The organism is Campylobacter concisus, from assembly GCF_003048985.1.
Lineage (GTDB): Bacteria > Campylobacterota > Campylobacteria > Campylobacterales > Campylobacteraceae > Campylobacter_A > Campylobacter_A concisus_AY.
Map to the genome: position 1 here is coordinate 41,152 of NZ_PIRS01000013.1, position 25,265 is coordinate 66,416.

The window sequence follows — 25,265 nt, forward strand, 5'->3', positions numbered from 1 at the left end:
TTTTCAAGATTATATAATCTTTTACTTCATTTTGGTTTTAATTATCATTTTATTTGCCTAAATTTCACTCAAAATTTTGCGTTTTATCGCTATTAGCTCCTCGCTTAGCAGATCTCTTGGCTTTGCTAAATTTGATAGCTCGTAGTTTGACTTTATCCCGCCCTTTTCGAGCAAGATGATCTCATCAGCCAAAAATAGCGCCTCGTCGATGTTGTGGGTGACAAAAAGGATGGTTTTATCAGCTTGTATTTTTAAAATTTCAGCCTGCATGCTAGCTCTAGTAAAGGCATCAAGCGCAGCAAATGGCTCATCCATTAGGATCAAATTTGCCTCATACGCAAGCACTCTACCAAGCGAAACGCGCGAGCTCATGCCACCAGAGAGCTGTGAAACTGCGGCAAATTTAAAGTCGCTAAGCCCTATCATCGATATCAAACTATCGATTTTTTCAGCCTCAATCTCCTGCTTTTTAAGAGGAAAAACGATGTTTTCATAGACATTTAGAAACGGCATGAGACGGGGCTCTTGAAAGACAAAGCCGATCTTTGCTTGCTCTTTAAATTTTATCTCGCCCTGACTTACGCTCTCAAGGCCAGCTATGAGGCGTAAAAGCGTAGTTTTGCCACAACCGCTTCTGCCAAGTATGACGGTGATCTTATCTTTTTTTATGTTTAAGCTTAGCTCTCTTAAAACGTCGATCCGCCTTTCGCCTATAAAAAAATGCTTGGATAAATTTGAAATTTCTATCATTTCTCACCTCGCAAAAGGCTAAATTTCGCTATCAAAAGAAAAAAGAGCCTATCTATGAGCACGCCGCAAATGCCGATCGTAAAAATGCCTACAAATATCCTATCTGCGCGTGAGAGCTCCTCGGCGTCAAGGATTAAGTAGCCCAGCCCGCTTGAAGCCGCTATCATCTCAGCTCCGATGATCGCGCGCATGGCGTAGCCAAAGCCTATTCGCATGCCGACAAAGATATCTTTTAGCGCGCTTTTTAGGATGATCTTGTAAAAAATTTCAAATTTACTAAAGCCAAAAATTTTGCCAACCTCGATGAGCTTTATATCGCAGCTTGTTAGCCCCTTTTGGATACTTAGAAACATCGGGAAAAACGAAGCTAGGATGATAATGATGATCTTTGGCGTCTCGTTTATACCAAACCAAAGCACCAAAATCGCGATCAAACTAAGCGGCGGGATATTTCTAAAAAACTCCAGTATCCACTCGTAATAAACACTGATCTTTGGCAAAAGTGCCGCTATGCCGCCAAGCACGAGCGCTAGGGCAAAAGAGAGAGCATATCCTGCAAATATGCGCTTAAAGCTGATGATCGTATGCGTGGCAAGCTCGCCGCTTAGGCTCATACTATACATCGTTTTTATCGTAGCTAGCGGACTTGGCAGGATATACGGCGTGAAAATTTCTAGCTCGCAAACGACCTGCCAGATGGCAAAGATCGCTAGGATCAAAATGCTCTTTTTAAAAATTTCCCTCACAGCCCATCTCCGTTGTGACAGCCGTTTTCGCAGTATAAAAGCTCGATAATCCGGTAGTTTTTAAGCTCGCTAAATTTATATGAAAGGGCATTTTCTATCTTCTCTTTGCTGCTAAGACTTAGTGTTTTTACGCCCAAATTTGTGAAAAATCCCGGCGGTACTGGACTTTGCTCGATGTTGCGCATCTTTAAATTTATAGCGTTTTGCTCCCTAAAGCTTTTCCACGTCAAAAATGTGGTTCGCTCCAAATTTAGCCCCCTACCAAGCTCTGCCAAGTCTTCACAGGGCGTCGTTACGTAAAGCCACTCGTCCTCTTTTAGCTTTGAGCTTAGCTCGATGGCGCTTTCTATTAAAATGGGGTTTAAATTTGATATGAGATCGGCTTGTTCTTTGAAATTTACCCTGATAAAATTTACAGCCCTCGGACAGCGGCTATCGTAAATAAGCTCACTTTGTGCAAGAGCGTTTTTGTATGCGTTTTTTACGCTTTTAACGTGGTCTTTTTCGCACTCTACTACGCTAAAGCCTTTGTTTTGCAAAATTTCTTTAAGTGCGGCAAAGTCGTAGATGTTTTTTACAACAGGATTTAGCCAAACCACTTTTTTCATTAGAGCTCCCGTCAAATTTAAAGCAAAATGTAATAATTAAAATCAAAATTGTATCACTTGAAAGTAAAAAGATGGCTTTGGAGGTTAAATTTATAAGAAAACGGCTAGACTTTTACGTCTAAATTTCGCTTTTTCTGGCTTTTCTCCACTAGCTTTAGTATATCTATGCCGCTTTTTTCAAGGCGCATCAGCTCCTTGAGATAGGCAAATTTCTCATCTTTATTGATATCGTAGGTCGCTAGTTTCTCGCTTCGGCCGATCACCAAGGCTAGACCTTGTTGCCGTCAAGCTTATCGGTATTTTGCAGATTGTAGTTTGAGTGTGATTAACTAACATTGTATTTTTATTGTAAATTTCGCACTAGGATTGAGCTACAAAACATCTAAAAGGATTTTATATGAATAAAAAAATTTTAATTCCAGCTTTGGCTTTATCTTTGTCAGCTCCACTTTTTGCAGGCGACAATGGCTCAAATATGTATAGTCGTAGCAGCTTTATAGAAAAAGAGAGGCCAGCCTTAGACAAAGAGACTCAAGAGCTCATTAAGATATATAGAGAAACTCCATCAAAAGAGAATTATAATAGATTAAGAGCCAAGGTCGGGGCTAATTATGATGCGGTAATTGCTAAAAAGAGAGCAAAATTAGAAGAGCTAAAAGAGACAGCAAAAGACAAATCTTTGGTGGATGAGATGCAAAAAATAGTTGATGATATGCTTGCTGAAAGAGAGCATAGGATTGATACTACTATGGCTAGATTTGGTGATCCAAGATTGCTGCCAAATGCAAGAACGCCTGTTAATGGATTTTTACCTATTATAGGTGCAAAAGAAAATCTTTATATCTCTTATACCCCAGTTACCAACGAAGAATATAGTCTATTTTGTAGAGAAACAGATAGAAAATGTTTAAATAAAGGTGGCAGTGATACCCCAGCTAACAATATCAGTTACGATGATGCCATAGCTTATGCTAAATGGTTATCTAATAAAAAAGGGATAACTTTAAGATTGCCAACAGAGGAGGAGTGGGAGTTGGCGGCTGGTCACATGCCAAAAGATGCCCAGATGAATACAGCAAAACAATCAGACAAACCTCTATCTATTTACGCCAACAAAAAGACGTTGTCGGCTGTTGGAGCTATCGATATGTGGGGAAATGTTTGGGAGATGACTTCGACTTTTAAAGATGAGGATGATATTATCGTAAAGGGCGGCTCTTTTAAATCTGCAAAAACTGAGTGTAGAACAGAAAACAGAGACGAAATTAGAAACATTCATAAATCTTATGATGATTTAGGATTTCGTTTGGTATGGGAGAAGTAGGCATTTGCCTACTTTATTTTTGCCTCAGCGCATAGTCCAGCCACCTATCTTTAAATTCTTCTACGCTCATGTCCTTATCAAGCATCTCAAAGCCCTCTACGTGGCTTTTGTGGCCAAGTCCGAGCAAGGTGTTTTGCGAATAGATCGACGTTTGTTGGATAGTATCCGATGACCTCCTCGTGGGCTCTACCAAAACCAAGCGCTCCGGTCTGACTAACAAAGCTTTTAAGCTCGTTTATCTCCTCTTGACTCATTTGTTTGTTGTATCCCATGAGCTTGCCCCAGATGCTTATCTTGCCATTAGTGGCCATGCCTGTGAGTGAGTTGTCTTTAGCAAATTTTAGTGGCTCATCATCTTTGCTAAATTTGCTCTCGCTCGTTCGACCTAAATTTACCTAATTAGTGTTTTTGGCTAATTTTTGAGATGATAAATTTAAAGAATTATCGTCTGAATTTGGTTTAATATGGCTAGCGCTTGCTCCCTAATATTTTGAAATCCGCTATATAAATTTACATTAGCTCCGTTTACGCCACCTATCATTTCAAATCCTTTGCGAGGTAGTTTTAAACAAATATCGTCTTTTTCAGAGTAAAATTTAGAAATTTGTAGAGTTTGACTTGTAAATTTAGGCTGGCTTGGGGCTAGATAAATTTAGACATTTTAGAAGACTGGAATTTAGAATTTACTTTGTAGAAATTTGCATCTATCGGTTTTTATTGTATCTGGTTTAGCTTTATTATATCTAGTCTATATATTCGGTTTTGGATTTATCATATACAACTCTTTTGTCATATCATGGCTATTTCAGATCAAATTTATGTCATCTTCTCCGCCGCCGTAGGCACATTAGCCAAGCCTTTTTTGCAGTCTGTCAAAATTTAGAATTTTGCAACTCTTTGGATTATAAATTTTAAATTTCTTTTTTGAATAAATTAAATTTGAGATAGTTCGTATAGATAATTTGCCCTGCTTTTTTTGCATTTTAAATATATAGCCCTTAATCTTAAAACTTCGCAAATTAGCTTATAAATTTGACCCTAAACCACTTAAAATAGAAATAACCCACCTAAAGCAAATATCACAAAAAATTTTTGAGTTAGAAATTTATGACTTCTTTTTGAGGATTTTTGGCATAAATTAAAGAGCGTCTGCTCGCTTTTTTGTGCTTTAAAACCGCTATAAATTTACTTACATCAACTATTTTAACCTATCGCAGCAGCTCATTTGAAAGCTACAAATCAAATTTATAATGCTCCGACTTGTAAATTTGCCACAGACTAAAATGGATAAATTTAAAACAAAATTTTTAAAAAATAAACGTAAAAAGAAAATTTAGAAAGAAAAGAGAGCCAGATAGGCTCTCTGTGGATTATTCAGCTACTAGCTCTATATAAGCCATCTCAGCTGCGTCGCCTCTGCGAACGCGAGTTTTGATGATTCTTGTATAGCCACCGTTGCGCTCTTTAAATTTTGGAGCTACTTCAGTGACTAGCTTATTTGTAGTCTCTTTGTCTTGCAATGAAGCAAATACTGCTCTGTGAGCGTTTGAGTCACCCTTTCTAGCTCTTGTGATAAGCTTTTCAACATAGCTTCTAAGCTCTTTTGCTTTTGGTAAAGTTGTCTCTATCTTTTCGCTTTTGATGATAGCTATCGCTAAATTCTTAAGCAATGCAGATCTATGAGATGACGTTCTACCAAGTTTGCGATATCCGTGTTTATGTCTCATCTATTGTCCTTTTATTCTTTTGCACTCATTTGTGATTTTAGCTCGGTTATTTTCTTTCTGAGTTGCTCTTTGCTATCTTTTAACACATCGACACCAACTGGATAGCCTATCTCTTCCATAACCGCTTTTATCTCTTCAAGAGATTTTTTACCTAAATTTTTAAGCTCTTTAAGCTCATTTTCGTCCATCAACGCAAGCTCACCGATAAATCTTATATCGGCTTTGTCAAGGCAGTTAAAACTTCTAGCGCTTAAATTTAAATCTTCTACACTAGAAAGTAGTTTTGAGAACTCGCCGCTTGCACTTGAACTAGCAACTGGGGCACTAACATCAATATCCAAAATTCCTTTAAATACTGACATTTGTTGATACATAGCTTCTAAACAATTTTTAAAAGCCTCTACTGGACCAACTTGACCATCTGTTGTTATCGTAAACACGATCTTCTCGTAGTCTGGGTCATCTTCAACCAAGACGTTTTGTATCTCATAAACTGCTTTTTTCACAGGTGTAAAGAAAGCGTCTAGTGCGATATACTCGTCTTCGATCTCTTCTCTGATCTCTTCACTAGGAACATATCCGATACCCTTTTGGATGATAACTGAGAAATTTAACTCAGCATCTTCGTTGATGGTTGCAAGATATGCATCTGGATTAACGATCTCAACTAGGTCGTTATTTAGGTCAGCTCCAGTTATCTCTTTTGGTCCTTTAAAGCTATACTCTATAACTTCACGCTCGCTGCCGCTTTTTAATTTAAATCTGATCTTTTTCAAATTTATAATAAAAAATGCCACATCTTCAAGCATGCCGCGCATACTATCAAATTCGTGACTAACGCCTTTTATCTTTACGCCGATAGGAGCAAAGCCTACTGTGCTTGTGTAAAGAAGACGGCGTAATGGGTGAGCCAAAGTAACAGCATAACCTGCTTCAAAAGGGTATGCTGTAATGTTAGCGACATTTTCGCTAACACTTTTAACTTCTATTTCAGTTGGCATATAAGCTGATGTAGTAATCTTTCTCATCTTTATACCCTCTATTATTTTGAGTAAAGCTCTACTATAAATCTTTCCTCAACAGGAATGATAACCTCTTCTCTTTCTGGATTTCTAGTGAAAATTCCAAATTTTTTCTCTTTTTCCACATCTACCCAAGCAACGATGCCAGTTTGAGCTGTAAGATCGATCGCGCGAACGATTTGTGGATTGTTTTTAGATTTCTCAGCAACTTCTACTTTAGAGCCTGGCTCCACTCTGTAAGATGGGATATCCACTCTCTTGCCATTTACTAAAATATGTCCGTGAGTTACAAGCTGGCGAGCAAAACGACGAGTCGTTGCAAAGCCCATTCTATAAACAACATTGTCTAATCTTTGCTCTAGTAGTTGAACCAAAAGAGCACCAGTGTTGCCCTCGCGGCGTGCTGCTTCTTGAAACAATCTTCTAAATTGTTTCTCTGAAACGCCATACATAAATTTGGCTTTTTGCTTCTCACGAAGTTGTAAGCCATATTCGCTTATTTTTGCTCTTCTTTGTCCGTGTTGTCCTGGCGCATAAGGTCTTTTTTCTAAAGCACTTTTACCAGCAAGTCTTCTTTCGCCTTTTAACGCAAGAGACACACCAAGACGTCTTTCTAATTTTTCAACAGGTCCTGTATATCTAGCCATAATAATTTCTCCTATTTTTCTCTAATTATACGCGGCGGCGTTTTGGCGGTCTGCAACCATTGTGTGGTAAAGGTGTGATATCTTTGAAGAAAGTTACTTTTATGCCTTCAACACCACCTACACTCTTCACAGCCGTTTCACGTCCGCTACCTGGACCTTGAACCTTGATGCCAACTTCTTTAATGCCGTGTTCTTTTGCTTTATTTAAAGCATCTTCTACAGCTTGTTGAGCTGCATAAGGAGTTGATTTTTTACTACCCTTAAAGCCTAAGCCACCTGCACTACTCCATGCAATAGCATTTCCCATTTCATCAGTTACAGTTACCATAGTGTTGTTAAATGTTGCACTGATATAAACGATACCTTTGGCTATGCTTTTTCTAACTACTTTTTTCTTAACAATTTTTCTTTTCGCCATTTATTATCCTTTAACCCTTGCCTTACTTAGTAGCCGCACCGACAGTTTTACGTCTGCCTTTTCTGGTTCTAGCATTAGTTTTAGTCTTTTGACCACGAACAGGAAGACCCTTTCTGTGGCGAAGACCTCTGTAACTTCCAAGATCCATAAGAGCTTTGATATCCATAGCAACTTGTTTTCTCAAATCACCCTCAACGACGTGGTGCTCTTGAATTTCTTTACGGATAGCTGCTGCTTCGTCTTCGCTAAGCTCATAAACTCTCTTGTCGTAAGAAATTCCAGCTGCGTCAAGGATTTGACGAGATTTGTAAAGACCTATACCATAGATATAAGTCAAACCATACTCGATTCTCTTTTTGTTTGGTAAATCTACACCTGCAATACGTGCCATGCCTTATCCTTGTCTTTGTTTATGTTTTGGATTTTCGCAGATAACACGAATTATGCCACTACGTTTGACAATTTTACATTTGTCACACATCTTCTTTACAGAAGGACGAACTTTCATTTTAGTCTCCTAAAAATTTATTCCACTTTTTTAGGGGCTGCATCAGGTCTAAAGAAATAATTTAAACCAACTATTTTCAAAATAAGTGGGGAACTTTGAAAATAATTCTTCATACAGCTTTTCGCAAAGCTTGGATTTTACCCAAAACCAGCTTTAAATTTACTTAGCATATTTGCCACAAAATCAAATTTACTTATATCTATAAGTGATCCTGCCCTTGTCTAGGCTATATGGCGTAAGTTCTACTTTTACGCGGTCGCCAGGCATTATCTTTATATAATGCATTCTCATCTTTCCGGCGATATGACATAAAATGATATGTTTGTTGTCAAGTTCAACTTTAAAAGTTGCATTTGGCAGTGCTTCAACAACATTTCCATCAATCTCAATGACATCGTCTTTTGCCACAAACTCTCCTTTCTTTAAAATTGCTATAAATTTTTATGCTTGGCTTAAAATTTCAGCTTTGCCATTAACTATCGCCATGCAATGCTCATAATGGCTAGTTCTCAAACCATCTTTTGAGGTTACTTTCCAGTTATCGCTTCCTAAAACTGGCGTGCCATCTTTTTGGCAGATCATCGGCTCTATACAAAAAACCATTCCCTCTTTTATCTTTGGTCCAGCTTTTGGGTTGTTTCCTTCAAGATAGTTTGGAATTTCTGGCTCTTCATGTGGCCTTTTGCCTATGCCGTGACCGCAATATCCGCGCAAAGGTACATAGCCTCTACCTAGTATAAATTTCTCAAGCTCGTAGCTAATCTCTTTAAAGTGCATACCAGCTCTTATAAAATCAATCGCAAAATAAAGCGCATCTTTTGAGCAAGCGATCAAAGCTTCGTCTTCTTTTGAAATTTTACCAACTCCAAATGTCCTAGCTGAATCACCAAAATAACCATCTAAATTTGAACCAATATCTACACTAACGATATCACCCTCTTTTAGTTTGTACTCATTTGGAATTCCGTGGATCACCACTTCATTGACGCTTATGCAAGCTGCATTTGGAAAGCCATAAAGCCCTTTAAAAGCCGGTTTTGCTCCAGCGGCTCTTATCATATCTTCACAAATTTTATCTATCTCAAGAAGTGAAATTCCAGGTTTTATGATCGTAGAAACGTGATCAAGTGTTCGAGCGACGATCTTATTCGCCGCTCTCATTTTCTCTATTTCAGCTGGTCTTTTTAGCGTGATAGCCATTTTATAGACCTACTGCACTTAGAGTTTGATATTTGTTTGTATAAGACTGAGCCTCTATACGTCTCATCGTATCAAGTGCTACTGAAACCACGATAAGTACTGATGTACCGCCAAAATAAAATGGTACGCCCATGGTCTTTACAAGTACCCAAGGTAATGTTGAAATGATGCCCAAGTACAAAGCACCACCTAAAGTTAGCCTGCCAGCTACTTCATTTAGATAGCTAGCTGTGCTCTCGCCTGGCCTAACACCTGGGATAAATCCACCTTGTTTTTTCAAATTTTCACTTATATCTTTTGTGTTAAACACGATAGATGCATAGAAAAACGCAAAGAAGATGATAAATAAAAATGTTAAAACATTAAACATATAGCCATTTGGACTTAAAAAGTCGTTGATAGCTTGAATTACTGGATTTGTGCTAGCCTGCAAAATAGTGCTTGGAAACATCAAAATCGCACTAGCAAATATCGGTGGGATAACGCCACTTAAATTTACTTTGATCGGTATATAGTTCATTATACGCTTGTTTTGATTTTCCATTATCACTTTTCTTGAGTAAGAAATAGGGATACGTCTTTCGCCCATCTCGACAAAGATAATAGCACCGATGGTCGCTAAAATGATCACCAAAATAGCGATGACTGTTAGGAAATTCATCTCAGAAGTATTTACCAAATTTACAGTTCCGCCGATCGCACTAGGTATGCCAGAGACGATGCCCGCAAAGATGATAAGACTTATACCATTGCCTATACCACGCTGCGTAATCTGCTCACCTATCCACATAAGTAGCATAGTGCCTGTTAGCATAGATACAGCAGAGATCGCGATAAATAAATTCATATCTATCATGATAGCTTGCTCGCCGCCACGACCGCTTAAGCTTTGAAGTCCGATAGAGACGCCGATTGATTGTACAAGAGTGATAACGATGGTCGCATAACGTATGATTTGCATATATTTTTGCATACCGTCGCGCTCTTTTTTCATCTGACCTAACTTTGGAAATGTCGCTGCTAGAAGCTCCATGATGATCGAAGCTGTGATGTAAGGCATGATGCCCAGAGATATGATACTTAAACGCTCAGCGGCCTTACCACTAAACATATTAAATAGACCCAAGGCGTTGCTATTGTTTGAATTGAAAAATTCTTTAATTACGTCGACATTAACACCAGGAACTGGCACATAAGCCAGTATCCTGTATGCGAACAAAAATGCCAACGTGATTAAAATCTTGTTGGTCAGTGTTTTATCCATTATTTTGTTCCGCTAACGCTAACGTTCTCGTCTTTGATCTTTGAAGCAAGAGCTTTTGCGCTTGCACCGATTAGTTTTATCTTAGTAACGCTCTTTGAAATTTTATGAACGCTAGCTATTGTTGCGATTGAAATTTCCGCAAGCTCTTTTATAGCTGCGATCTTTTCAACATTGATAACATAAGGTTTTTCAAATTTAGAAGCAAAGCCTACCTTTGGAAGACGTCTTTGAAGTGGTTGTTGTCCGCCCTCAAAGCCTCTTTTTTCATTGTAGCCTTTTCTTGCTCTTTGACCTTTGTTACCTTTACCAGCAGTTTTGCCATTGCCACTGCCTTGACCACGGCCTATTCTTTTAGTTGCATGAGTTGAACCTGTAGCAGGTGTTAATTTTTCTAATGCCATCTTAACTCCTTTCTCTTAGCTTTTTAGCAAACTAAGTGCTTTTATAGTAGCACGAACGACGTTTGCTGAGTTATTTGAGCCAAGTGATTTAGTAAGGATATCCTTAATACCTGCAAGCTCGATAATAGGACGCGCACTACCACCAGCGATAACACCAGTACCTTCGCTAGCTGGGCGAAGTAGCATTCTACTTGCGTTGTATTTTACCTCTACATCGTGAGGAATAGTTGTGCCCTTGATCTTAACGTGGATAATATTTTTAAATGCGTCATCAATCGCTTTTCTCATCGCATCTGGTACCTCTTTAGCTTTGCCATATCCAAAGCCAACTAGGCCATTTCTATTACCAACAACAACTAAAGCTGTAAATCTAAATCTACGACCACCTTTAACAACCTTTGTAACCCGACCGATATCGACGATTACTTCTTCAAATTCTTCTCTATTATATTTTTCCATCGATTTTCCTTTGGGTTATAGCTTGATGCCATTTTCTCTTAAAGCTTCAGCAAATGCTGCGATAACGCCATGGTATAGATAACCATTTCTATCAAAAATTGCAACATCTATCTTCTTAGCTTTCAAAGCCTTAGCAAATTCTTTAGCTAAAGTGACCGCACCTTCTTTATTTGCTTTTATGCCTATTTTTCTACCATCAACTGCAGCTAGTGTAGTAGCTGTAACGTCGTCAATCGCTTGAACATAAAGAGTTCTGTTTGATTTAAAAATAGAAACTCTTGGGCAAGTTGCAACACCAGAAATTTTACCTCTGATTCTTCTTTTTCTCTTAATTCTAAGAGCGATTTTTCTTTTTAGTACTTTTGCTGTCATTTACCGCTCCTTACTTCTTAGATGTCTTGCCCGCTTTGCGGATGATACGTTCTTCTAGATATTTAACGCCCTTGCCTTTATATGGCTCAGGTGGTCTAAATCCTCTAACTTGAGCAGCCACTTGACCTACTACTTGTTTGTCGTCACCTTTGATAGTAATAACGTTTTTATCAACGCTAGCTTCAACACCTGCTGGTAGCTCATAGTTGATAAGGTGTGAAAAACCAAGAGAAAGCTCTAAAATTTTACCTTTTGCAGCTGCTTTGTAACCAACGCCGTTGATCTCAAGCTGGCGAGTAAAGCCATGAGTGATACCAGTTACGATGTTGTTAGCAAGTGCTCTATATGTTCCCCAGTAAGCTCTGCTTTGGCGATCTTCGCCCTTTGGAGCAAAAACTATATGACCATTTTCTATCTTGACATCAACGTGACCTTTTGTATCAAGCTCTTTTAAGTGATTGCCCTTTTTAAATTTTAGGACATTATTTTCAACGCTAACGTCTACACCACTTGGGATAGCGATAGGCTGTTTTCCAATACGTGACATTTTTTTCCTTTACTTGTCTAGGGTGTTCCTACATTTACGAATAAACACCACAATGCCGTAAATTTGATCGTCAAATTTGACGAAACCTTCATTTGAATTTCTAAATTTAGCTTTGGCGAAATATAAAATTTCACCTAGCTAAAAAGAAATTTTAACCTTAAGTTATAAGGTCAAAATAGCGCTTTTAACGCAGTTTGTTACCAAACGGTACAAAGAACCTCGCCGCCAACGCCAGCTTTACTTGCCTCAATACCGCTCATAACGCCTTTGCTTGTGCTAACGATAACTGTTCCGTAACCATTTTTAAAACGCTTAATGTCGTCTTTACCTTGATAAACACGGCGACCAGGTTTTGAAACCCTTTTAAGCTCGTTTATAACGCTTCTGCCGTATTCATCATACTTTAAAACTACGTTTATAAATTTCTTGTTACCTTCTTCAATAACGTTGTAGCTCTCTACATAGCCTTTTGCTGCAAGGATAGAAAGAGTAGCCTCAACAACCTTAGAATGAAGCAATTTCGCAGTCTCAAGTCTTCTCATACTTGCATTTCTAATGCGTGTTAATCCATCTGATATTAAATCGTTCAACATTTCTCTTCCTTACCAACTTGCTTTTTTAAGACCAGGTATTAGGCCTTCGTTAGCCATTTTTCTTAGGCAAACACGGCAAATTCCAAAATCTTTATAAACAGAGTGCGGACGACCGCAAATTTGGCATCTAGTATAGCCGCGAACCGCAAATTTTGGCTTGCGTGCAGCTTTTGCTATCATTGATTTCTTTGCCATTTTACTTTCCTTTTGCAAACGGCACACCAAATAGCTCTAGCAATTTGAATGCCTCTTTATCGTTTTTAGCCGTAGTAGCAATCGTAATATTCATACCATGAGTTCGTAAAATTTTATCATACTCAACCTCTGGAAACATTAGCTGCTCGCTAAGACCGAAGTTATAGTTTCCACGTCCATCAAAGCCATTTTTTGGAAGACCACGGAAGTCTTTAACTCTTGGAAGAGCAACACTGATTAGCTTATCTAAGAAAGCATACATTTGCTCTTTTCTCAAAGTTACTTTGATACCAACAGGGAAACCTTCGCGAACTTTAAAACCAGCAACTGATTTTTTAGCATCAGTGATAACTGCTTTTTGTCCAGCGATAAGTGAAATGGTATCAGCCATATTTTGAAGCACTTTTTGATCTTTCGCAGAGTCTCCAGCACCTACACTGATCACGATCTTCTCGAGCGCAGGGATAAGCATTGGATTTTTGATGTCAAATTCTTTTACGAGAGCTGGCTTGATAGTTTCGTTAAATTTATCTTTTAATCTACTCATATCTCTTATCCTTCAACTTTCGCGACGTTTGATATGTCAATTGGCATCTCTTTATTTACGTGACCACCATTTGGAGTTTTTTCGCTTGGTTTGATAGCTTTTTTAGCTACTTTGCATCCCTCAACTATAACCTGACCTTTTTTTGCAAGAACTGCTAAAATTTTACCAGTTTTGCCTTTATCGTCACCAGCGATGATCTTTACAGTATCGCCTTTTTTGACTTTAAATTTTACATTAGCCATTATAAAACCTCCGGAGCTAGCGAAACAATCTTCATAAAGTTAGCATATCTAACTTCACGTCCAACTGGTCCAAAAATACGAGTGCCGACTGGCTCTTTTTTGCTATCAAGTATAACAGCTGCGTTCTCGTCAAAGCGGATTAGCGAACCATTATCTCTTTGAACCTCTCTTTTAGTTCTTACAACAACAGCTTTTACAACCTGTCCTTTTTTGATCTTGCCATTTGGAAGAGCTTTTTTAACAGAGCAAACTATGATATCGCCAAGTGTAGCGTATCTTCTTTTGCTGCCGCCAAGAACTTTTATACACATTAACTCTTTTGCGCCGCTGTTATCAGCAACTGCAAGTCTTGTAAAACTTTGAATCATTACTCAACTCCCTTTGCCAATACAGCTTTTAAGCGAAAATTCTTGCGAGCTGAAAGTGGTCTGCACTCAACTGCAACAACTGTATCGCCTGCTCTTGTCTCATTTTTCTCATCATGAACTAAATACTTTTTAAAGCGTTTTACAAATTTATGGTATCTTGGGTGCATAACGCGTCTTTCTACCAAAATAGTAGCTGTTTTATCTCCAGCTTTTTGTAAAACAACACCTTGAATTTCTCTTTTTAATGCCATTTTACGCCCCTTGTCTTGTTGCACTAATTGCAGTGTTGATCTGAGCTATCTCTTTACGAACAGCACTAATCTCATTAGGGTTGCTTAACTGCATAGTTTTTAGCTTTTGTCTCAATGTAAATAAAAGCACCTTTTTCTCTTTTAGCAACGCGTTTAATTCTGCAACGCTCTTATCTTTTAACTCAGTATATTTCATTTTCACTCTCTCGCGTTACAAATTTTGATTTGAATGGAAGTTTGTGTAGAGCCAAAGTTAAAGCTTCACGAGCCAACTCTTCGTCAACACCAGCCATTTCAAATATTATACGACCAGGTTTAATGTTCATAACCCACTCTTCAACTCCTGCCTTACCTTTACCCATACGAGTTTGTAGAGGTTTTTTAGTAAGTGGCTTGTCAGGGAAAACCCTAATCCAAATTTTAGCCTGTCTCTTTACGTGACGAGTTAGAGCTTGACGAGCAGCTTCTATTTGGCGTGAATTTACTCTACCAGCCTCAACAGCTTTAAGTGCAAATTCGCCAGTTGCTAAAGATGCTCCGCGAGTCGCATAACCACGGTTGCGACCTTTCATTTGCTTACGAAATTTCGTTCTTTTAGGCATCAACATAATTATTTACCTCTTCTTGCTCTACGTGTTTTCTTAGGTGCCTCTTCTTCAGTTTTCTCAGGTTGAACACCTTTTTGAAGAACCTCACCTTTAAAAATCCATACTTTAATACCTATGTTTCCATAAGTTGTATGAGCCTCAGCTACACCGTAATCTATCTTTGCTCTAAGAGTATGAAGCGGAACGCGACCTTCTAGATACCACTCGGTTCTTGCCATCTCAGCGCCACCTAAACGACCAGCAACTGAAATTTTGATACCTTTAGCGCCTGATTTTTGAGCACCTTGGATAACTTTTTTCATAGCACGTCTAAATGCGACACGCTTTTCAAGTTGCATAGCTACGTTTTCAGCAGCAAGTTGAGCTGAAGCTTGAGCTTTTCTTTCTTCTTTGATATTTACATTTACTTCTTTGCCGATAAGTTTGCTAACTTCGTTCTTTAGGTTTTCAACATCTTGGCCTTTTTTGCCGATGATGATACCAGGACGAGCTGCAACTACGGTTACACGAAGTTTTTTAGCCGTTCTTTCGATTAGAATTTGGCTAATTCCTGCATAGTAAAGTTTTTTCTTTAAAAATGCACGAATTTTGTAATCTTCACCGATATTTTCAGGAAGACTTTGTTTGGTTGGAAACCATCTAGATTCCCAGTTGCGGTTAATTCCTAGTCTAAGACCTATTGGATTTACTTTTTGTCCCATATTATGCTTCCTTCTTTTCAGGTTTAGATACTTCTACCATTACATGAGAAGTAGGTTTGCGAATTTTGCTCGCTGTTCCTCTTGCTCTTGGTCTAAATCTCTTTAATACAGGACCAGCGTCAACGCGGCAACTAGTTACTACAACTTCTTCTGGCTCAAATCCGCCATTTGCTACTGCTGAGCTAATAGCGTTTGCTATAAATTTAGCACCACGATTTGGCATAAATTGCAAGCTTGCAAGTGCTAGCTCGGCATTCATACCTTGAACTTCTCTTGCTATAAGTCTTGCTTTTGTAGGAGAAAGTCTTACGAATTTTATAATTGCTTTACTCATATTATCTCCCCTTACTTGCCGATTTTCTTTTGCACTGAGCCTTTGTGACCCTTAAATGTGCGTGTTGGAGCAAATTCGCCAAGTTTATAGCCTATATGATTTTCTGTAACATATACAGGAATAAAGCTCTTGCCATTATGAACGTTAAATGTTAGTCCAATCATTTCAGGTACAATCGTGCTACGTCTTGACCAAGTTTTGATTGGCTTGTTATCGTTTGCATTTTTTGCGGCAATAACTTTTTTCATTACATGATCATCTACGAAAGGACCTTTTTTGAGTGATCTTGCCATCTCTATTTTCCTTTCCTTCTTGAAATTATAAGCTTATCGCTAGCTTTTTTACGGCGAGTCTTAGCACCTTTAGTTGGTTTACCCCATGGAGTAACTGGGTGACGGCCTGAATTTTTCTTACCTTCACCACCGCCGTGTGGGTGATCAACTGGGTTCATAGCAGAACCACGTGTTTGTGGGCGGATACCGCGGTAACGATTACGTCCAGCTTTACCTATAGTGATGTTAGCCCAGTCTTCGTTGCCTACTACACCGATACTTGCCATACACTCAGCTAGTACTTGTCTCATCTCGCCACTTGGCATTCTTAAGATAACATACTTCTCTTCTTTACCCATTAGCTGAGCATAGCCGCCAGCCGAACGAGCTATTTGAGCGCCTTTGCCAGGTTTTAGCTCTACGTTATGAACGATAGTACCAACTGGGATAAATCTTAATTTCATAGCGTTGCCTGGTTTAATATCTAGTGAGCCCTCATCGATAGATGCGATAACGTCGCCAACATTTAGGCCATTTGGTCTAATGATATAGCGTTTTTCGCCATCTTTGTAAGCTATAAGAGCGATACGGCAGTTTCTATTTGGATCGTACTCGATCGCTTCAACTTTACCTTCTATACCAAATTTGCGACGTTTAAAGTCGATGATACGATAAAGTTTTTTTGCACCTGCTTCTTTATGTCTTGAAGTTATACGACCATTGTTGTTTCTACCGCCAGTTGCAGGTAGTTTAACAAGCAAGCTTCTAACGCTTGGTTTAGCTGTTATATCTTCAGAGCTTAGTCCAGTCATATATCTACGACTAGGTGTATATGGTTTATATGATTTTATAGCCATCTTACGCCTCCGTATTTTCTAGGCTTACGCCTTCAGGTAACTTAACGTAGAATTTCTTTATCTCGTCACGTTGGCCTGCTCTTCCTCTAAAACGCTTAACCTTGCCGCTAATTCTAAGTGAATTTACGCGAACAGGCGTTACTCCAAAATACTCTTGCAAAACCGCTTTTAAGCTGTTTTTTGTAACTCTTGGTGAAGTTTGGATAACAACAACGCCTTGTTCTTGAAGGCCTAGAGTTTTTTCTGTATAAATAATTGTTTTGATATCAGTTATATCCGCCATTTTAGCCCTCTTTTGTTATAGTTTTTAGTGCAGCTTTTTCAATGATAACCGAACTAAATGTAGAGACAAGATAAGCATTTACCTCATTTGCATCTACTACATAGCAGTTTGCTAAATTTCTAAAAGCAAGTAGTGTTTTATCGTCAAGTAAATCTTTAACGATAAGCGCGTCTTTTACTTTTAAATTTTTGATGATATTAGCTGCATCTTTTGTCTTTCCAGACTCGATTGAGATGCTATCTACTGCGAAAATTTTACCATCTTGTGCTTTTACTGCCAAAGCGTACTCAAGAGCTAGTCTTTTTTGTTTTTTATTGACTTTTTGAAAATAGTTTTTCTCGTTTGTTGGACCAAATGCAACTGCACCGCCTACCCAAACGTTAGTTCTAGTTGAACCCGCTCTTGCACCACCACGTCCTTTTTGTCTCCATGGTTTTTTACCACCACCGCTTACAAAAGCACGGCTTTTAGTATGAGCCGAATTTGCTCTTATACCAGCAAGGTAAGATTTTACATAAAGATATAGGTTGTGCGGATTTACTTCAGCGTAGCTTGCAGGAAGCTCTAACTCGCCTGAATTTTCAAATTTATCGTTTAATACGTGAATTTTACTCATTTTACAATCCTTATTTTACCCATTGCACCATTGTGACCAGGAACGCAACCTTTTACAACTACGATGCCATTTTGAGCGTCAAAGCTTATTAGCTCGTTTTTAACAGTAACTTTCTCATTGCCCATGTGTCCTGCCATTTTCATACCTGGTTGAACACGACCTGGCCATTCGCAGTTACCGATTGAACCGTGGCGTCTGTGGAAACGTGAGCCGTGGCTTTTTGGACCACCACCGAAACCATGTCTTTTTACCACACCTTGATAGCCTCTACCTTTTGAGTTAAAGCTAACTTTTAAAATTTTAGCCTCATTTAATGGTGTAAAGTCTAGGTTTCCAACTTCGCTATTAGCTACTTCAAGCGTAGCAAATTTGTTAAATTCTGCTGTCAGATTGTATTTCTTTTGCTGACCAGCGATAGCTTTGTTGTTTGCTTTAGTGTGGGCATACGCTACGATAGCACGTTTGTTTTCGTCGATCTCACATACTTTAGCCTCAACTAGCTTAAGTAGTGTAACTGGCGTACTCTTCGTGGCAATCGTTCTACTCATGCCTATTTTTTCTACAATATATTCCATACTCTTATCCTTTTGTCCGCTTATTTCATCGCACGAACTTCGACATTAACTTCTGGAGCTAGGTCGAGTTTTGTTAGGCTATCTACAGTTTCTGGAGTAGCAGCTACGATGTCAAGCATACGAGCGTGTATTCTCATCTCAAACTGCTCACGTGAGTCTTTGTTGATGTGTGGAGATTTTAAGACTGTATAGCGTTTGATCTTTGTAGGCATTGGTACCGGGCCACGAACGTCGGCACCTGTTCGTTTGACAGCTTCTACGATTGCTGCAACAGTGCGGTCTAGAACTCTATGGTCGTAAGCTTTTAGCTTTAACCTGATTCTTTCCATGTGTTTTCCTTTAAAAAGAACTTGTCGCAAACTCGCGACCTCTTTACATCAAAATAACTCGCATAGGATCAAGCGATCGTACGAGCAAGACATAGGTCTTTCGTAAAGAGATAGGGATTTTACAAAAAAGCTATTATAGTTGTCAAGAAAAACGCTATTTTTTGTTGAATTTTGATTAATTATTTCCTTTTGATAAGGAAAGTATCTTGCAAATGGAGAATTTATTTTTCAAAAATTTTATAAATTTCTAGTCTAAATTTTTATTTTTTATTTCTAAATTTTGTTTATTTTTTAAAATTTAACACAATATTTTCCTTTTTAAAAGGAAGTGGCTATAATTTCAAAAAGCAAAAAAGGTCAAATTTGAAAAGTTTAGAAACGCTCTATCAAGCGCCCATTAAAAATGCAAAATTTATCCCCAGGAAATATGAGATCATCTCGCCAAAAACGCTTATAATAGGCGCTATTTCAAGTGGCAAAACAGCCCTTGTTTATGAGTTTTTGAGCCATTACAAGAGCGAGGAGAGGCTTTATATAAATTTAGACGATCTGAGGATAGATAGAGCCTCTCTTTTAGCAAATTTAAAAGAGTTTTTAGAAAAAAATGCCCAGATAAAGGTGCTCGCAGTTGAAAATTCACAAGCCGCTGATCTTATAAATTTAGACTTTCTAAAGGACGTCGCACTTGAAAATATCATCCTTACAAGCAAGGAATTTTCACTCTCACTTGATGGCTTTGCACGTATAAATTTAAACTATCTCGACTACGAAGAATTTATACTATTTTTTAAGAAAAATTTAGACCAAGACCTGCTTTTTAGCTACTTTTTAGCTCATGGCAACGAGATAGCAAGCGCATTTTTAGACTCCAGCGAGGTCACGGCTCACTTGCAACAGCTCTTAAGAGCAAATTTAAACGAGCAAAGCATCGCTATCCTAAAAGAGTGCGCAACAAAATGCCACGACACCATAAGCGCCTTTGGGATTTATAAAAACCTAAAAGAGCAGATGAAAATTTCAAAAGATAGCGTTTATAGCGCGATAAATTTGCTAAATGAGAGCGGATACGTGGAGTTTGTGCCAAATTTAGATGAGAGTAGCACGAGTAAGAAAATTTACTTTACAAATTTCGCACTTCGAAACGCTTTGTGCCTAAAAAAGGACTTTTTAGCTGTCTTTGCAAATGTCGTTTTTTGCGAGCTACTTAAATTTAAAGATGAAATTTACTACACAAAAGAGATCGATTTTTTCCTTGCCAAAAAGAAGCTTGCGATCATCTGCGTGCCATTTTCTGCGCCTGAGATCGTCTTTTTGAAATTTAAAAAACTCCACGCGAGCCTAAAAGAGCTGGGCGTTAGCAAACTTCAAATCATCAGCGTCGCAAACCAAGCCGAACAAAGCATCGAGGGGATAAAGTGCGAGATCTTGCCATTTTCTAGGTGGAGCCTAGGTTTATAAATTTAAACTCTTTGTTTGATTATCATTTTAAAAGTCTAGGGATAAAATAGTTATAATCAAAAAAACTATAAAGGACGGACATGAGAGCATTTTTTGGGATCTTATTCATCGCTGCAAGCCTTTTTGGCTATGAGATAAACCACGAAAACTGGGCTAAATTTTATAAATTTAGTGGCGATGCAAATGGTGTGAAATTTGAAGTTTATATGAACTATTTTAAAGATGAATTTGAAAATTTCAAACAAACCAAGAGCTTTAAGGTCCCACCTAAGATAAGCGGCCACATCTTTTTTGACGGCACAAAATACGACTATGAAAAGGGCTCTTTTGAGCAAAATGGCAGTGAAATTTCTTCATTAAATGCAGTCTCTGACAAGATAAATTTAGACGTTAAAAACGAAAACGGCGAGCTAAAAGGCAAGATAATCGTCAAAAACAAAGCCTACAACGCCACCGTAAAAGAAGAAAAAGAGTATGAGATCCTAAATATCGGCATCCAAATGACCGAGGCAAACGGCACAAGATACGAAGCGATCACTAACGATATCTTCGCTAAAGACTCAGCCAAAAAGTATAAAAACAAGCTTCTTGCAGAGTTTTACGATCTAAAAAGCGAGCGCAAAAAATGGCCAAACAACCAGTATGAGAGCCTAAAAGAGATCTACTATATAAATGATAAGATAAAAAGCGTTTGCACCTATAAAAATGAAAAGACAAACTGCGAAGTGATCTCACTTGCGACAAACAAAAAGCTAAAGCTAAAACAAATTTTTAAAGATATAAACGACAGCCACATAAAAGCGATCCTTGCAAACGCTGGCGTGAGTGATAACTTCGTGCTTTCGCCACTTGGACTTACATTTTTAAACGAGGAGCAGATCAGCGTGCCACTTGAGGAGCTAAGACCTTACTTTAGCGATGAAGTCGGGCTATAATGGCTAAAATTTGCGGTATCGACGAGGCTGGACGTGGGGCGCTAGCTGGGCCACTAAGCGTGGCTGCTTGCGTGCTAAATAGTGAAATTTCTGGTCTAAACGACTCCAAAAAACTAACCGCAAAAAGGCGCGAAGAGCTCTTTAAAGAGATCACAAAAAGCTCAAATTTCCTCATCGCCTACTTCTCAAATGCCCAGATAGACGAGCTTGGGCTAAGTGAGTGCCTAAGGCGCGCGCTCAAACTTTTCAAGGCGCATTTTGAGGGCTTTGAGATCATTTATGATGGAAATTTAGACTATGGCGTTGGCATCACAACTATGATAAAGGCTGATGGCAAGGTCGCTAGCGTAAGTGCTGCTAGCATATTAGCAAAAGTAAGCCGCGACCGCTTGATGAACGGCTGGGATAAATTTTACCCAGCATACGGCTTTGCAGGACACAAAGGATATGGCACGAAGTCGCACCTAGATGCGATAGCTAAATTTGGCTACTCAGACTTTCATAGAAAAAGCTTTGTCATAAAGCCAAAACTCACGCAGGGCTCGCTATTTTAGCTGCGCATCCTCCATATAAAAAAGCACGCTTGCGTCGTAAAATTTATAAACTCCGTTTTCTTGCACGATTTCCATAGAGTGCAGAACAAAGGCGCGCTTGCCAACTTCAAAGATCAAAAGCTTCTCTTTTAGCCGCTCAAAGACCTCAGCGCCAAAGTCGCCATCTGGCTTTAAATTTAAACCAGCAAGCGCCTTTTCTAGGTGTTTTTGCATATTTATGCTAACGCTTTCATGATCTAGCTGTATGACGAGCTCGTCACCATTTGTGCTGCTTGCGATGGGCATTTTGATGGTCGCATCTTTCACGTTTATAGCGGTGTCACTAAAGTCTATGCTAAATATCTGCCAATTTTTCTGCTCAGCAGCCTCAAGACCTGCTATAAATTTTTTATTTTCTAACGCAAATTTATCGCCGTTTTCTACTAAAAAGTCAAATTTATCTTGCAAAAAGTAGAGCTTATCTCTGCCTATCTTGCTCACGTCGCCGCTTAGCAAGCCCCTACCATCAAGTAAATTTAGCGCTCTTAGCTCTTTTAGCAAAAGCTCTTTTTGAGAATTTAGCACAAGTTGCTTCGTATCAAGGACAAAATGTGTAAAAAATATGCCAAAAATCATAAAAAACGCTAGAAATTTATAAGGGAAATTTCTAAGAAATATCATCACAAAATAGCTCAAATTTGCAAATATCACGCAGGCGATGAGATATATCCTAGGCTCGCTTAGGCCGTACTCGCCGACCCTGTGCATGACGCCCCACCAAAGCATTATGCTAGGCAAGATGATAAAAAGTGGCAAGGGCTTAAAAATTTGATCATAAATTTGGCTTTTGATAAGTAAATTTAGCCCTTTTAAAACAAAGCCAGCGATCAAACAAGCAAGCACGATATAAGCCACCCCACCTCGTGGCAGCTCAAGCAAAACAAGCCTATAAATGCAGTATAAATTTAAAAGCACCACATAGATGATAAGCACGGGATTTAGTATGAAATTTATGGCGATCTTGATGAAATTTAAGAGCCTGTACTCGCTAAATTTACTCTCAAAAAAGATAAATAGACAAGGCAGGCTAAAAGAAGCTAGTGTCAGATAGAGCCTTTGCGCCCTGTGGCTGGTTAGAAGCTCTAAATCAAAAAGGTAGTTAAGCCCTGCACAAACAGCCACAATACCAAGAAAAAATAGGTGAAAAAGAGCAAATGAGATGAGTAAATTTAATAGTCTTGCTAGGCTCCCTCTTATAAATTTCTCATTATCTTTGGCAAAATTTAAAGAGAATAAAAGCACAAAAGCCATGAGATAAAGTGCTACAAGATCGCTGGCATGACCGCTTAGCTTAAGGCCAAAAAAGTAAAGGCTAGCTGCAAATATCAAAAAGTATAAAGGAAGTAAAATTTGCCTTTTATTTAGGTAGATAGCGACCAAAAGTAGCGGCTCAAGCAGCCAAAAACCTCTATACTCATCCACTATCTGGCTTGGGCTAAGAAAAATGGTAGCTAGGCTAAATGCCAAAATGGTAAGAAACAAAATTTTTTTATCAGCAAATGCGGTTTTTAGCTCGGTGATGATCTGCAAGGTCGTCCTTTAAAGGATGAAATTTAGCCTCGTTGCGTGGCTAAAAAGTGAGGGTTTAGAAATTTGCAAGGGGCGCAAATTTCTAAGTAAATTTAAATTTTTAAAAGCTCGGCTTCTTTCTCTTTTACGAGAGAGTCGATCTTTGCGGTGTAGGTGTCAGTTATCTTTTGAACCTCGTCTTGACCCTTTTTGCTCTCGTCTTCAGTTATAGCTTTGTCTTTTTCAAGCTTTTTGACCTCGTCATTTGCATCTTTTCTCACGTTTCTGATGCTAACTTTAGCCTTTTCGCCCATAGCTTTTGCGTGTTTTGCATTTTCTTGGCGTTGCTCGACGGTCATCGGTGGGAAAAATAGCTTAACGCTCTCGCCATCGCTGTTTGGATTGACGCCGATATTTGCAGCTTGGATGGCTGATGAGATCGCTTTTATCATGCTCTTTTCCCAAGGGGTGATAGCGATAGTTGAAGCGTCACTTGTAAGCACGGTGGCTACTTGATTAAGCGGAGTTGGCGAGCCGTAATAATCAACCATGACGTTATCTAGGATATTGATATTTACTTTGCCAGTTCTTAGCGTTGTAAAATCGCGCTTTAAAGAAGCGATCGCCTTTTCGCAACCCTCTTTTTGGGTATCGTAAATTTTATTTAGCATTGGTGTCCTTTATTAGAAGTTTTGTGCTTCTGTGATGATCTACTTTTAGCGACATTAATACTTTGCGTTTATCAAGTGGTGGGTTAAATTTACACTCAAAAACGCCATTTGTCATAGGTACTTTTCTAAAGCCGTCAAAGCCAGTCATGAAAAAACTGCCCTCACTTGCGTTTGTGTCGGTCTTGATGATGAGCTTGTCGATCGCATTGTTTTGCGGATAGCCCTCTGGGAATATCCACTGAGCATTTAAAAATTTGCTATTAAAAGTTAGCGCTATCTTTGTGCCATTCATCACTGGCGTTCTGTAAAGATCATAAACATCGCTTTTATCTGAAACTGCGCCTGAGTTTTGATTTAAAAGTGCTAAAAAGCCAAATTCTTTTGCCAAAGAGACGACTCTACTATCTATCTCGCCGTAAGGGACTGCGAAGTATTTTGGCTTATAGCCCATGTGCTTTTCAAAGGTCTCAACGCCCTTTTGAAAGTCCTCTCTTAAGGCCTCATCGCTAAGTTTAGTCATCCTTGGATGAGCGTATGAGTGGTAACCGATCTCGCCGTAAGCTTCTAGCTCTTTGATCTGATCAAAGTCTAGATAATCACCATATTTGTTCGCGCTTGCCTCTACATAGACCATCAAAGCAAATGGGTAGTTATACTCTTTAAATACGCTAAGAGCGTTATTGTAAAAGCTTTTGTATCCATCATCAACGGTGATAACGATCCAGTTATCAGGGATCGGCTCGCCAGCATTTACCGCATCGACAAGCCTTGATAGCTTGACAACTTCGTAGCCATTGTTTTTGAAGTATTCAAACTGAGCTCTTAAATTTTGAATAGAAATATCTGTGCTAACGTGCCTTGGATCGTCAAAGCGGTGATAAACTAGGATGTGAGCGTCTGCCAAAGCAAACGTTAGCGTCAAAAGTGACGCTAAAAACGTTTTTATCATTGTTATTTTGCTGGATTTTGTGGTGCGCTAGGAGCCGCTGGCACGTCGTTTGATTTTGGTATGACTAGAGATTTGCTATCGACGCTATCAACGATAGAGCGTTTTAGATCTTTGTTGTAAAAATATCCAAGCGCAAGTGTGTTTAGGATAAACAAAACGCCTACCACAAAGGTAAATTTAGCTAAAAATCCAGCTGGTCCTTTTGCTCCAAAAAGGCTCTCGTTGCTTCCACTGTATGCTCCAAGACCGATAGATGAGCTCTTTTGGAGTAAAACTGCGATCGTGATAACGACAGCTAGAACAAATTGTAAGATTAAAAATATTAAACTCACGAAATTTCCTTTAAATTTTTTAAATAGTTTGCGATTATACAAGAAAAGATTTAA

42 protein-coding genes are annotated in these 25,265 nt (G+C 38.7%); 4 read left to right on the plus strand and 38 right to left on the minus strand.

The annotated features are described in order from the left end of the window. Window positions 1-57 precede the first annotated feature (57 nt). The 4 genes from CVS91_RS08745 to CVS91_RS10230 form a co-directional block, all read right to left on the minus strand. A complete protein-coding gene (locus CVS91_RS08745; protein ID WP_107831635.1) occupies window positions 58-750 on the minus strand; it encodes an ABC transporter ATP-binding protein in 693 nt (230 codons plus the stop codon). After that, a complete protein-coding gene (locus tag CVS91_RS08750) occupies window positions 747-1,496 on the minus strand; it encodes an ABC transporter permease (protein WP_107831637.1) in 750 nt (249 codons plus the stop codon). Before CVS91_RS08750 ends, CVS91_RS08745 begins: the two co-directional genes overlap by 4 nt. Beyond that, window positions 1,493-2,104 (minus strand): hypothetical protein, encoded by a 612-nt coding sequence (locus CVS91_RS08755; RefSeq protein WP_107831639.1) that lies wholly within the window; start codon window positions 2,102-2,104, stop codon window positions 1,493-1,495. The genes CVS91_RS08750 and CVS91_RS08755 overlap by 4 nt, the downstream gene beginning before the upstream one ends. Window positions 2,105-2,208: 104 nt before the next feature. Continuing rightward, window positions 2,209-2,367 carry a hypothetical protein gene (locus CVS91_RS10230; RefSeq protein ID WP_159071412.1) on the minus strand — a complete coding sequence of 53 codons (159 nt, stop codon included), beginning with the start codon at window positions 2,365-2,367 and terminating at the stop codon, window positions 2,209-2,211. A 134-nt stretch (window positions 2,368-2,501) separates the two neighbouring features. Between CVS91_RS10230 and CVS91_RS08760 the strand changes: the two genes are divergently transcribed. After that, window positions 2,502-3,428 (plus strand): formylglycine-generating enzyme family protein, encoded by a 927-nt coding sequence (locus CVS91_RS08760; protein WP_159071413.1) that lies wholly within the window; start codon window positions 2,502-2,504, stop codon window positions 3,426-3,428. 86 nt (window positions 3,429-3,514) lie between these two features. Here the strand turns inward: CVS91_RS08760 and CVS91_RS08765 are convergent, their stop codons facing one another. From CVS91_RS08765 to rpsJ, 30 genes are all read right to left on the minus strand, one after another. Beyond that, complete coding sequence (locus tag CVS91_RS08765; RefSeq protein ID WP_107831641.1) at window positions 3,515-3,739, minus strand: hypothetical protein; 225 nt, start codon at window positions 3,737-3,739, stop codon at window positions 3,515-3,517. Window positions 3,740-4,798: 1,059 nt separating this feature from the next. Then, window positions 4,799-5,155 (minus strand): 50S ribosomal protein L17, encoded by a 357-nt coding sequence (gene rplQ, locus CVS91_RS08770; protein ID WP_002941584.1) that lies wholly within the window; start codon window positions 5,153-5,155, stop codon window positions 4,799-4,801. Between the two features lie 11 nt (window positions 5,156-5,166). Next, entirely contained in the window at window positions 5,167-6,183 is a 1,017-nt protein-coding gene (locus CVS91_RS08775; protein WP_002941564.1) for a DNA-directed RNA polymerase subunit alpha, read from the minus strand. Between the two features lie 14 nt (window positions 6,184-6,197). Beyond that, window positions 6,198-6,824, minus strand: a complete 627-nt coding sequence (gene rpsD / locus CVS91_RS08780) for a 30S ribosomal protein S4 (RefSeq protein ID WP_002941501.1) — start codon at window positions 6,822-6,824, stop codon at window positions 6,198-6,200. Between the two features lie 25 nt (window positions 6,825-6,849). Continuing rightward, a complete protein-coding gene (rpsK, locus tag CVS91_RS08785) occupies window positions 6,850-7,242 on the minus strand; it encodes a 30S ribosomal protein S11 (RefSeq protein WP_002941551.1) in 393 nt (130 codons plus the stop codon). Window positions 7,243-7,264: 22 nt separating this feature from the next. Continuing rightward, window positions 7,265-7,633 (minus strand): 30S ribosomal protein S13, encoded by a 369-nt coding sequence (gene rpsM / locus CVS91_RS08790; RefSeq protein ID WP_012140556.1) that lies wholly within the window; start codon window positions 7,631-7,633, stop codon window positions 7,265-7,267. 3 nt (window positions 7,634-7,636) lie between these two features. Beyond that, a complete protein-coding gene (rpmJ, locus tag CVS91_RS08795) occupies window positions 7,637-7,750 on the minus strand; it encodes a 50S ribosomal protein L36 (protein ID WP_002941545.1) in 114 nt (37 codons plus the stop codon). 189 nt (window positions 7,751-7,939) lie between these two features. After that, window positions 7,940-8,158: a translation initiation factor IF-1 gene (gene infA, locus CVS91_RS08800; RefSeq protein WP_002848031.1), complete on the minus strand. Its 219-nt coding sequence runs from the start codon at window positions 8,156-8,158 to the stop codon at window positions 7,940-7,942. 33 nt (window positions 8,159-8,191) lie between these two features. After that, window positions 8,192-8,950, minus strand: a complete 759-nt coding sequence (map, locus tag CVS91_RS08805) for a type I methionyl aminopeptidase (protein WP_087583627.1) — start codon at window positions 8,948-8,950, stop codon at window positions 8,192-8,194. A gap of 1 nt (window position 8,951) precedes the next feature. Further along, a complete protein-coding gene (gene secY / locus CVS91_RS08810) occupies window positions 8,952-10,214 on the minus strand; it encodes a preprotein translocase subunit SecY (RefSeq protein WP_009295263.1) in 1,263 nt (420 codons plus the stop codon). Next, a complete protein-coding gene (rplO, locus tag CVS91_RS08815; protein ID WP_107831643.1) occupies window positions 10,214-10,615 on the minus strand; it encodes a 50S ribosomal protein L15 in 402 nt (133 codons plus the stop codon). Before rplO ends, secY begins: the two co-directional genes overlap by 1 nt. A 15-nt stretch (window positions 10,616-10,630) precedes the next feature. Further along, a complete protein-coding gene (gene rpsE, locus CVS91_RS08820) occupies window positions 10,631-11,074 on the minus strand; it encodes a 30S ribosomal protein S5 (protein WP_002941646.1) in 444 nt (147 codons plus the stop codon). A 15-nt stretch (window positions 11,075-11,089) separates the two neighbouring features. Then, a complete protein-coding gene (gene rplR, locus CVS91_RS08825; protein WP_002941658.1) occupies window positions 11,090-11,446 on the minus strand; it encodes a 50S ribosomal protein L18 in 357 nt (118 codons plus the stop codon). A 10-nt stretch (window positions 11,447-11,456) separates the two neighbouring features. Next, window positions 11,457-11,993 (minus strand): 50S ribosomal protein L6, encoded by a 537-nt coding sequence (rplF, locus tag CVS91_RS08830; RefSeq protein ID WP_002941606.1) that lies wholly within the window; start codon window positions 11,991-11,993, stop codon window positions 11,457-11,459. 197 nt (window positions 11,994-12,190) lie between these two features. Continuing rightward, window positions 12,191-12,586 (minus strand): 30S ribosomal protein S8, encoded by a 396-nt coding sequence (gene rpsH, locus CVS91_RS08835; RefSeq protein ID WP_009295261.1) that lies wholly within the window; start codon window positions 12,584-12,586, stop codon window positions 12,191-12,193. 9 nt (window positions 12,587-12,595) lie between these two features. Further along, window positions 12,596-12,781 (minus strand): type Z 30S ribosomal protein S14, encoded by a 186-nt coding sequence (locus tag CVS91_RS08840; protein WP_002941532.1) that lies wholly within the window; start codon window positions 12,779-12,781, stop codon window positions 12,596-12,598. Window position 12,782: 1 nt separating this feature from the next. Next, window positions 12,783-13,328 carry a 50S ribosomal protein L5 gene (gene rplE / locus CVS91_RS08845; protein WP_002941643.1) on the minus strand — a complete coding sequence of 182 codons (546 nt, stop codon included), beginning with the start codon at window positions 13,326-13,328 and terminating at the stop codon, window positions 12,783-12,785. Between the two features lie 5 nt (window positions 13,329-13,333). Continuing rightward, the gene (rplX, locus tag CVS91_RS08850; protein ID WP_009295260.1) at window positions 13,334-13,570 is read right to left on the minus strand and encodes a 50S ribosomal protein L24; all 237 of its coding nucleotides are present in this window, start codon (window positions 13,568-13,570) and stop codon (window positions 13,334-13,336) included. Further along, window positions 13,570-13,938, minus strand: a complete 369-nt coding sequence (rplN, locus tag CVS91_RS08855; RefSeq protein WP_002941516.1) for a 50S ribosomal protein L14 — start codon at window positions 13,936-13,938, stop codon at window positions 13,570-13,572. The genes rplX and rplN overlap by 1 nt, the downstream gene beginning before the upstream one ends. Beyond that, window positions 13,938-14,189 carry a 30S ribosomal protein S17 gene (rpsQ, locus tag CVS91_RS08860; protein ID WP_002941511.1) on the minus strand — a complete coding sequence of 84 codons (252 nt, stop codon included), beginning with the start codon at window positions 14,187-14,189 and terminating at the stop codon, window positions 13,938-13,940. The genes rplN and rpsQ overlap by 1 nt, the downstream gene beginning before the upstream one ends. A gap of 1 nt (window position 14,190) precedes the next feature. Next, window positions 14,191-14,385 carry a 50S ribosomal protein L29 gene (gene rpmC, locus CVS91_RS08865; protein WP_002941625.1) on the minus strand — a complete coding sequence of 65 codons (195 nt, stop codon included), beginning with the start codon at window positions 14,383-14,385 and terminating at the stop codon, window positions 14,191-14,193. After that, complete coding sequence (rplP, locus tag CVS91_RS08870) at window positions 14,372-14,797, minus strand: 50S ribosomal protein L16 (RefSeq protein WP_002941572.1); 426 nt, start codon at window positions 14,795-14,797, stop codon at window positions 14,372-14,374. Before rplP ends, rpmC begins: the two co-directional genes overlap by 14 nt. 2 nt (window positions 14,798-14,799) lie before the next feature. Further along, window positions 14,800-15,498, minus strand: a complete 699-nt coding sequence (rpsC, locus tag CVS91_RS08875; RefSeq protein ID WP_002941650.1) for a 30S ribosomal protein S3 — start codon at window positions 15,496-15,498, stop codon at window positions 14,800-14,802. Window position 15,499: 1 nt separating this feature from the next. Beyond that, window positions 15,500-15,832 carry a 50S ribosomal protein L22 gene (rplV, locus tag CVS91_RS08880; protein ID WP_009295259.1) on the minus strand — a complete coding sequence of 111 codons (333 nt, stop codon included), beginning with the start codon at window positions 15,830-15,832 and terminating at the stop codon, window positions 15,500-15,502. An 11-nt stretch (window positions 15,833-15,843) separates the two neighbouring features. After that, the gene (gene rpsS / locus CVS91_RS08885) at window positions 15,844-16,125 is read right to left on the minus strand and encodes a 30S ribosomal protein S19 (protein ID WP_002941639.1); all 282 of its coding nucleotides are present in this window, start codon (window positions 16,123-16,125) and stop codon (window positions 15,844-15,846) included. Window positions 16,126-16,127: 2 nt separating this feature from the next. Beyond that, a complete protein-coding gene (gene rplB, locus CVS91_RS08890) occupies window positions 16,128-16,961 on the minus strand; it encodes a 50S ribosomal protein L2 (protein ID WP_002941522.1) in 834 nt (277 codons plus the stop codon). 1 nt (window position 16,962) lies between these two features. Further along, on the minus strand, window positions 16,963-17,244 hold the full coding sequence (locus CVS91_RS08895; protein ID WP_002941535.1) for a 50S ribosomal protein L23: 282 nt from the start codon (window positions 17,242-17,244) through the stop codon (window positions 16,963-16,965). Between the two features lies 1 nt (window position 17,245). Beyond that, window positions 17,246-17,860 (minus strand): 50S ribosomal protein L4, encoded by a 615-nt coding sequence (gene rplD / locus CVS91_RS08900; RefSeq protein WP_012140561.1) that lies wholly within the window; start codon window positions 17,858-17,860, stop codon window positions 17,246-17,248. After that, window positions 17,857-18,435 (minus strand): 50S ribosomal protein L3, encoded by a 579-nt coding sequence (rplC, locus tag CVS91_RS08905; RefSeq protein ID WP_002941563.1) that lies wholly within the window; start codon window positions 18,433-18,435, stop codon window positions 17,857-17,859. Before rplC ends, rplD begins: the two co-directional genes overlap by 4 nt. A gap of 20 nt (window positions 18,436-18,455) precedes the next feature. Next, window positions 18,456-18,764, minus strand: a complete 309-nt coding sequence (rpsJ, locus tag CVS91_RS08910; RefSeq protein ID WP_009295257.1) for a 30S ribosomal protein S10 — start codon at window positions 18,762-18,764, stop codon at window positions 18,456-18,458. Window positions 18,765-19,127: 363 nt separating this feature from the next. Between rpsJ and CVS91_RS08915 the strand changes: the two genes are divergently transcribed. The 3 genes from CVS91_RS08915 to CVS91_RS08925 all read left to right on the plus strand — a co-directional run bounded on the left by CVS91_RS08915 (window position 19,128) and on the right by CVS91_RS08925 (window position 21,711). After that, complete coding sequence (locus CVS91_RS08915; RefSeq protein ID WP_107831645.1) at window positions 19,128-20,222, plus strand: ATP-binding protein; 1,095 nt, start codon at window positions 19,128-19,130, stop codon at window positions 20,220-20,222. An 80-nt stretch (window positions 20,223-20,302) separates the two neighbouring features. After that, on the plus strand, window positions 20,303-21,157 hold the full coding sequence (locus CVS91_RS08920) for an S-adenosylmethionine tRNA ribosyltransferase (protein WP_107831647.1): 855 nt from the start codon (window positions 20,303-20,305) through the stop codon (window positions 21,155-21,157). Next, window positions 21,157-21,711: a ribonuclease HII gene (locus CVS91_RS08925; RefSeq protein ID WP_103568890.1), complete on the plus strand. Its 555-nt coding sequence runs from the start codon at window positions 21,157-21,159 to the stop codon at window positions 21,709-21,711. The genes CVS91_RS08920 and CVS91_RS08925 overlap by 1 nt, the downstream gene beginning before the upstream one ends. Here the strand turns inward: CVS91_RS08925 and CVS91_RS08930 are convergent. The 4 genes from CVS91_RS08930 to secG all read right to left on the minus strand — a co-directional run bounded on the left by CVS91_RS08930 (window position 21,703) and on the right by secG (window position 25,211). Then, the gene (locus CVS91_RS08930; protein ID WP_107831649.1) at window positions 21,703-23,280 is read right to left on the minus strand and encodes a DUF4153 domain-containing protein; all 1,578 of its coding nucleotides are present in this window, start codon (window positions 23,278-23,280) and stop codon (window positions 21,703-21,705) included. The two genes, CVS91_RS08925 and CVS91_RS08930, sit on opposite strands and share 9 nt — an antisense overlap. Window positions 23,281-23,372: 92 nt before the next feature. After that, entirely contained in the window at window positions 23,373-23,930 is a 558-nt protein-coding gene (gene frr / locus CVS91_RS08935) for a ribosome recycling factor (RefSeq protein WP_107831651.1), read from the minus strand. Beyond that, a complete protein-coding gene (locus CVS91_RS08940; protein ID WP_103568888.1) occupies window positions 23,920-24,879 on the minus strand; it encodes a polysaccharide deacetylase family protein in 960 nt (319 codons plus the stop codon). Before CVS91_RS08940 ends, frr begins: the two co-directional genes overlap by 11 nt. Window positions 24,880-24,881: 2 nt before the next feature. Then, window positions 24,882-25,211 carry a preprotein translocase subunit SecG gene (gene secG / locus CVS91_RS08945; protein ID WP_002941549.1) on the minus strand — a complete coding sequence of 110 codons (330 nt, stop codon included), beginning with the start codon at window positions 25,209-25,211 and terminating at the stop codon, window positions 24,882-24,884. Window positions 25,212-25,265: the final 54 nt, after the last annotated feature.

Bases quoted from the DNA above. Each gene is read 5' to 3' on its own strand.
- CVS91_RS08745 (WP_107831635.1), bottom strand. From the start codon at position 750: ATGATAGAAATTTCAAATTTATCCAAGCATTTTTTTATAGGCGAAAGG.
- CVS91_RS08755 (WP_107831639.1), bottom strand. From the start codon at position 2,104: ATGAAAAAAGTGGTTTGGCTAAATCCTGTTGTAAAAAACATCTACGAC.
- CVS91_RS08760 (WP_159071413.1), top strand. From the start codon at position 2,502: ATGAATAAAAAAATTTTAATTCCAGCTTTGGCTTTATCTTTGTCAGCT.
- CVS91_RS08765 (WP_107831641.1), bottom strand. From the start codon at position 3,739: ATGGCCACTAATGGCAAGATAAGCATCTGGGGCAAGCTCATGGGATAC.
- rplQ (WP_002941584.1), bottom strand. From the start codon at position 5,155: ATGAGACATAAACACGGATATCGCAAACTTGGTAGAACGTCATCTCAT.
- CVS91_RS08775 (WP_002941564.1), bottom strand. From the start codon at position 6,183: ATGAGAAAGATTACTACATCAGCTTATATGCCAACTGAAATAGAAGTT.
- rpsD (WP_002941501.1), bottom strand. From the start codon at position 6,824: ATGGCTAGATATACAGGACCTGTTGAAAAATTAGAAAGACGTCTTGGT.
- rpsK (WP_002941551.1), bottom strand. From the start codon at position 7,242: ATGGCGAAAAGAAAAATTGTTAAGAAAAAAGTAGTTAGAAAAAGCATA.
- rpsM (WP_012140556.1), bottom strand. From the start codon at position 7,633: ATGGCACGTATTGCAGGTGTAGATTTACCAAACAAAAAGAGAATCGAG.
- rpmJ (WP_002941545.1), bottom strand. From the start codon at position 7,750: ATGAAAGTTCGTCCTTCTGTAAAGAAGATGTGTGACAAATGTAAAATT.
- map (WP_087583627.1), bottom strand. From the start codon at position 8,950: ATGGCTATCACGCTAAAAAGACCAGCTGAAATAGAGAAAATGAGAGCG.
- secY (WP_009295263.1), bottom strand. From the start codon at position 10,214: ATGGATAAAACACTGACCAACAAGATTTTAATCACGTTGGCATTTTTG.
- rplO (WP_107831643.1), bottom strand. From the start codon at position 10,615: ATGGCATTAGAAAAATTAACACCTGCTACAGGTTCAACTCATGCAACT.
- rpsE (WP_002941646.1), bottom strand. From the start codon at position 11,074: ATGGAAAAATATAATAGAGAAGAATTTGAAGAAGTAATCGTCGATATC.
- rplR (WP_002941658.1), bottom strand. From the start codon at position 11,446: ATGACAGCAAAAGTACTAAAAAGAAAAATCGCTCTTAGAATTAAGAGA.
- rplF (WP_002941606.1), bottom strand. From the start codon at position 11,993: ATGTCACGTATTGGAAAACAGCCTATCGCTATCCCAAGTGGTGTAGAC.
- rpsH (WP_009295261.1), bottom strand. From the start codon at position 12,586: ATGTTGAACGATTTAATATCAGATGGATTAACACGCATTAGAAATGCA.
- CVS91_RS08840 (WP_002941532.1), bottom strand. From the start codon at position 12,781: ATGGCAAAGAAATCAATGATAGCAAAAGCTGCACGCAAGCCAAAATTT.
- rplE (WP_002941643.1), bottom strand. From the start codon at position 13,328: ATGAGTAGATTAAAAGATAAATTTAACGAAACTATCAAGCCAGCTCTC.
- rplX (WP_009295260.1), bottom strand. From the start codon at position 13,570: ATGGCTAATGTAAAATTTAAAGTCAAAAAAGGCGATACTGTAAAGATC.
- rplN (WP_002941516.1), bottom strand. From the start codon at position 13,938: ATGATTCAAAGTTTTACAAGACTTGCAGTTGCTGATAACAGCGGCGCA.
- rpsQ (WP_002941511.1), bottom strand. From the start codon at position 14,189: ATGGCATTAAAAAGAGAAATTCAAGGTGTTGTTTTACAAAAAGCTGGA.
- rpmC (WP_002941625.1), bottom strand. From the start codon at position 14,385: ATGAAATATACTGAGTTAAAAGATAAGAGCGTTGCAGAATTAAACGCG.
- rplP (WP_002941572.1), bottom strand. From the start codon at position 14,797: ATGTTGATGCCTAAAAGAACGAAATTTCGTAAGCAAATGAAAGGTCGC.
- rpsC (WP_002941650.1), bottom strand. From the start codon at position 15,498: ATGGGACAAAAAGTAAATCCAATAGGTCTTAGACTAGGAATTAACCGC.
- rplV (WP_009295259.1), bottom strand. From the start codon at position 15,832: ATGAGTAAAGCAATTATAAAATTCGTAAGACTTTCTCCTACAAAAGCA.
- rpsS (WP_002941639.1), bottom strand. From the start codon at position 16,125: ATGGCAAGATCACTCAAAAAAGGTCCTTTCGTAGATGATCATGTAATG.
- rplB (WP_002941522.1), bottom strand. From the start codon at position 16,961: ATGGCTATAAAATCATATAAACCATATACACCTAGTCGTAGATATATG.
- CVS91_RS08895 (WP_002941535.1), bottom strand. From the start codon at position 17,244: ATGGCGGATATAACTGATATCAAAACAATTATTTATACAGAAAAAACT.
- rplD (WP_012140561.1), bottom strand. From the start codon at position 17,860: ATGAGTAAAATTCACGTATTAAACGATAAATTTGAAAATTCAGGCGAG.
- rplC (WP_002941563.1), bottom strand. From the start codon at position 18,435: ATGGAATATATTGTAGAAAAAATAGGCATGAGTAGAACGATTGCCACG.
- rpsJ (WP_009295257.1), bottom strand. From the start codon at position 18,764: ATGGAAAGAATCAGGTTAAAGCTAAAAGCTTACGACCATAGAGTTCTA.
- CVS91_RS08920 (WP_107831647.1), top strand. From the start codon at position 20,303: ATGAGAGCATTTTTTGGGATCTTATTCATCGCTGCAAGCCTTTTTGGC.
- CVS91_RS08925 (WP_103568890.1), top strand. From the start codon at position 21,157: ATGGCTAAAATTTGCGGTATCGACGAGGCTGGACGTGGGGCGCTAGCT.
- frr (WP_107831651.1), bottom strand. From the start codon at position 23,930: ATGCTAAATAAAATTTACGATACCCAAAAAGAGGGTTGCGAAAAGGCG.
- CVS91_RS08940 (WP_103568888.1), bottom strand. From the start codon at position 24,879: ATGATAAAAACGTTTTTAGCGTCACTTTTGACGCTAACGTTTGCTTTG.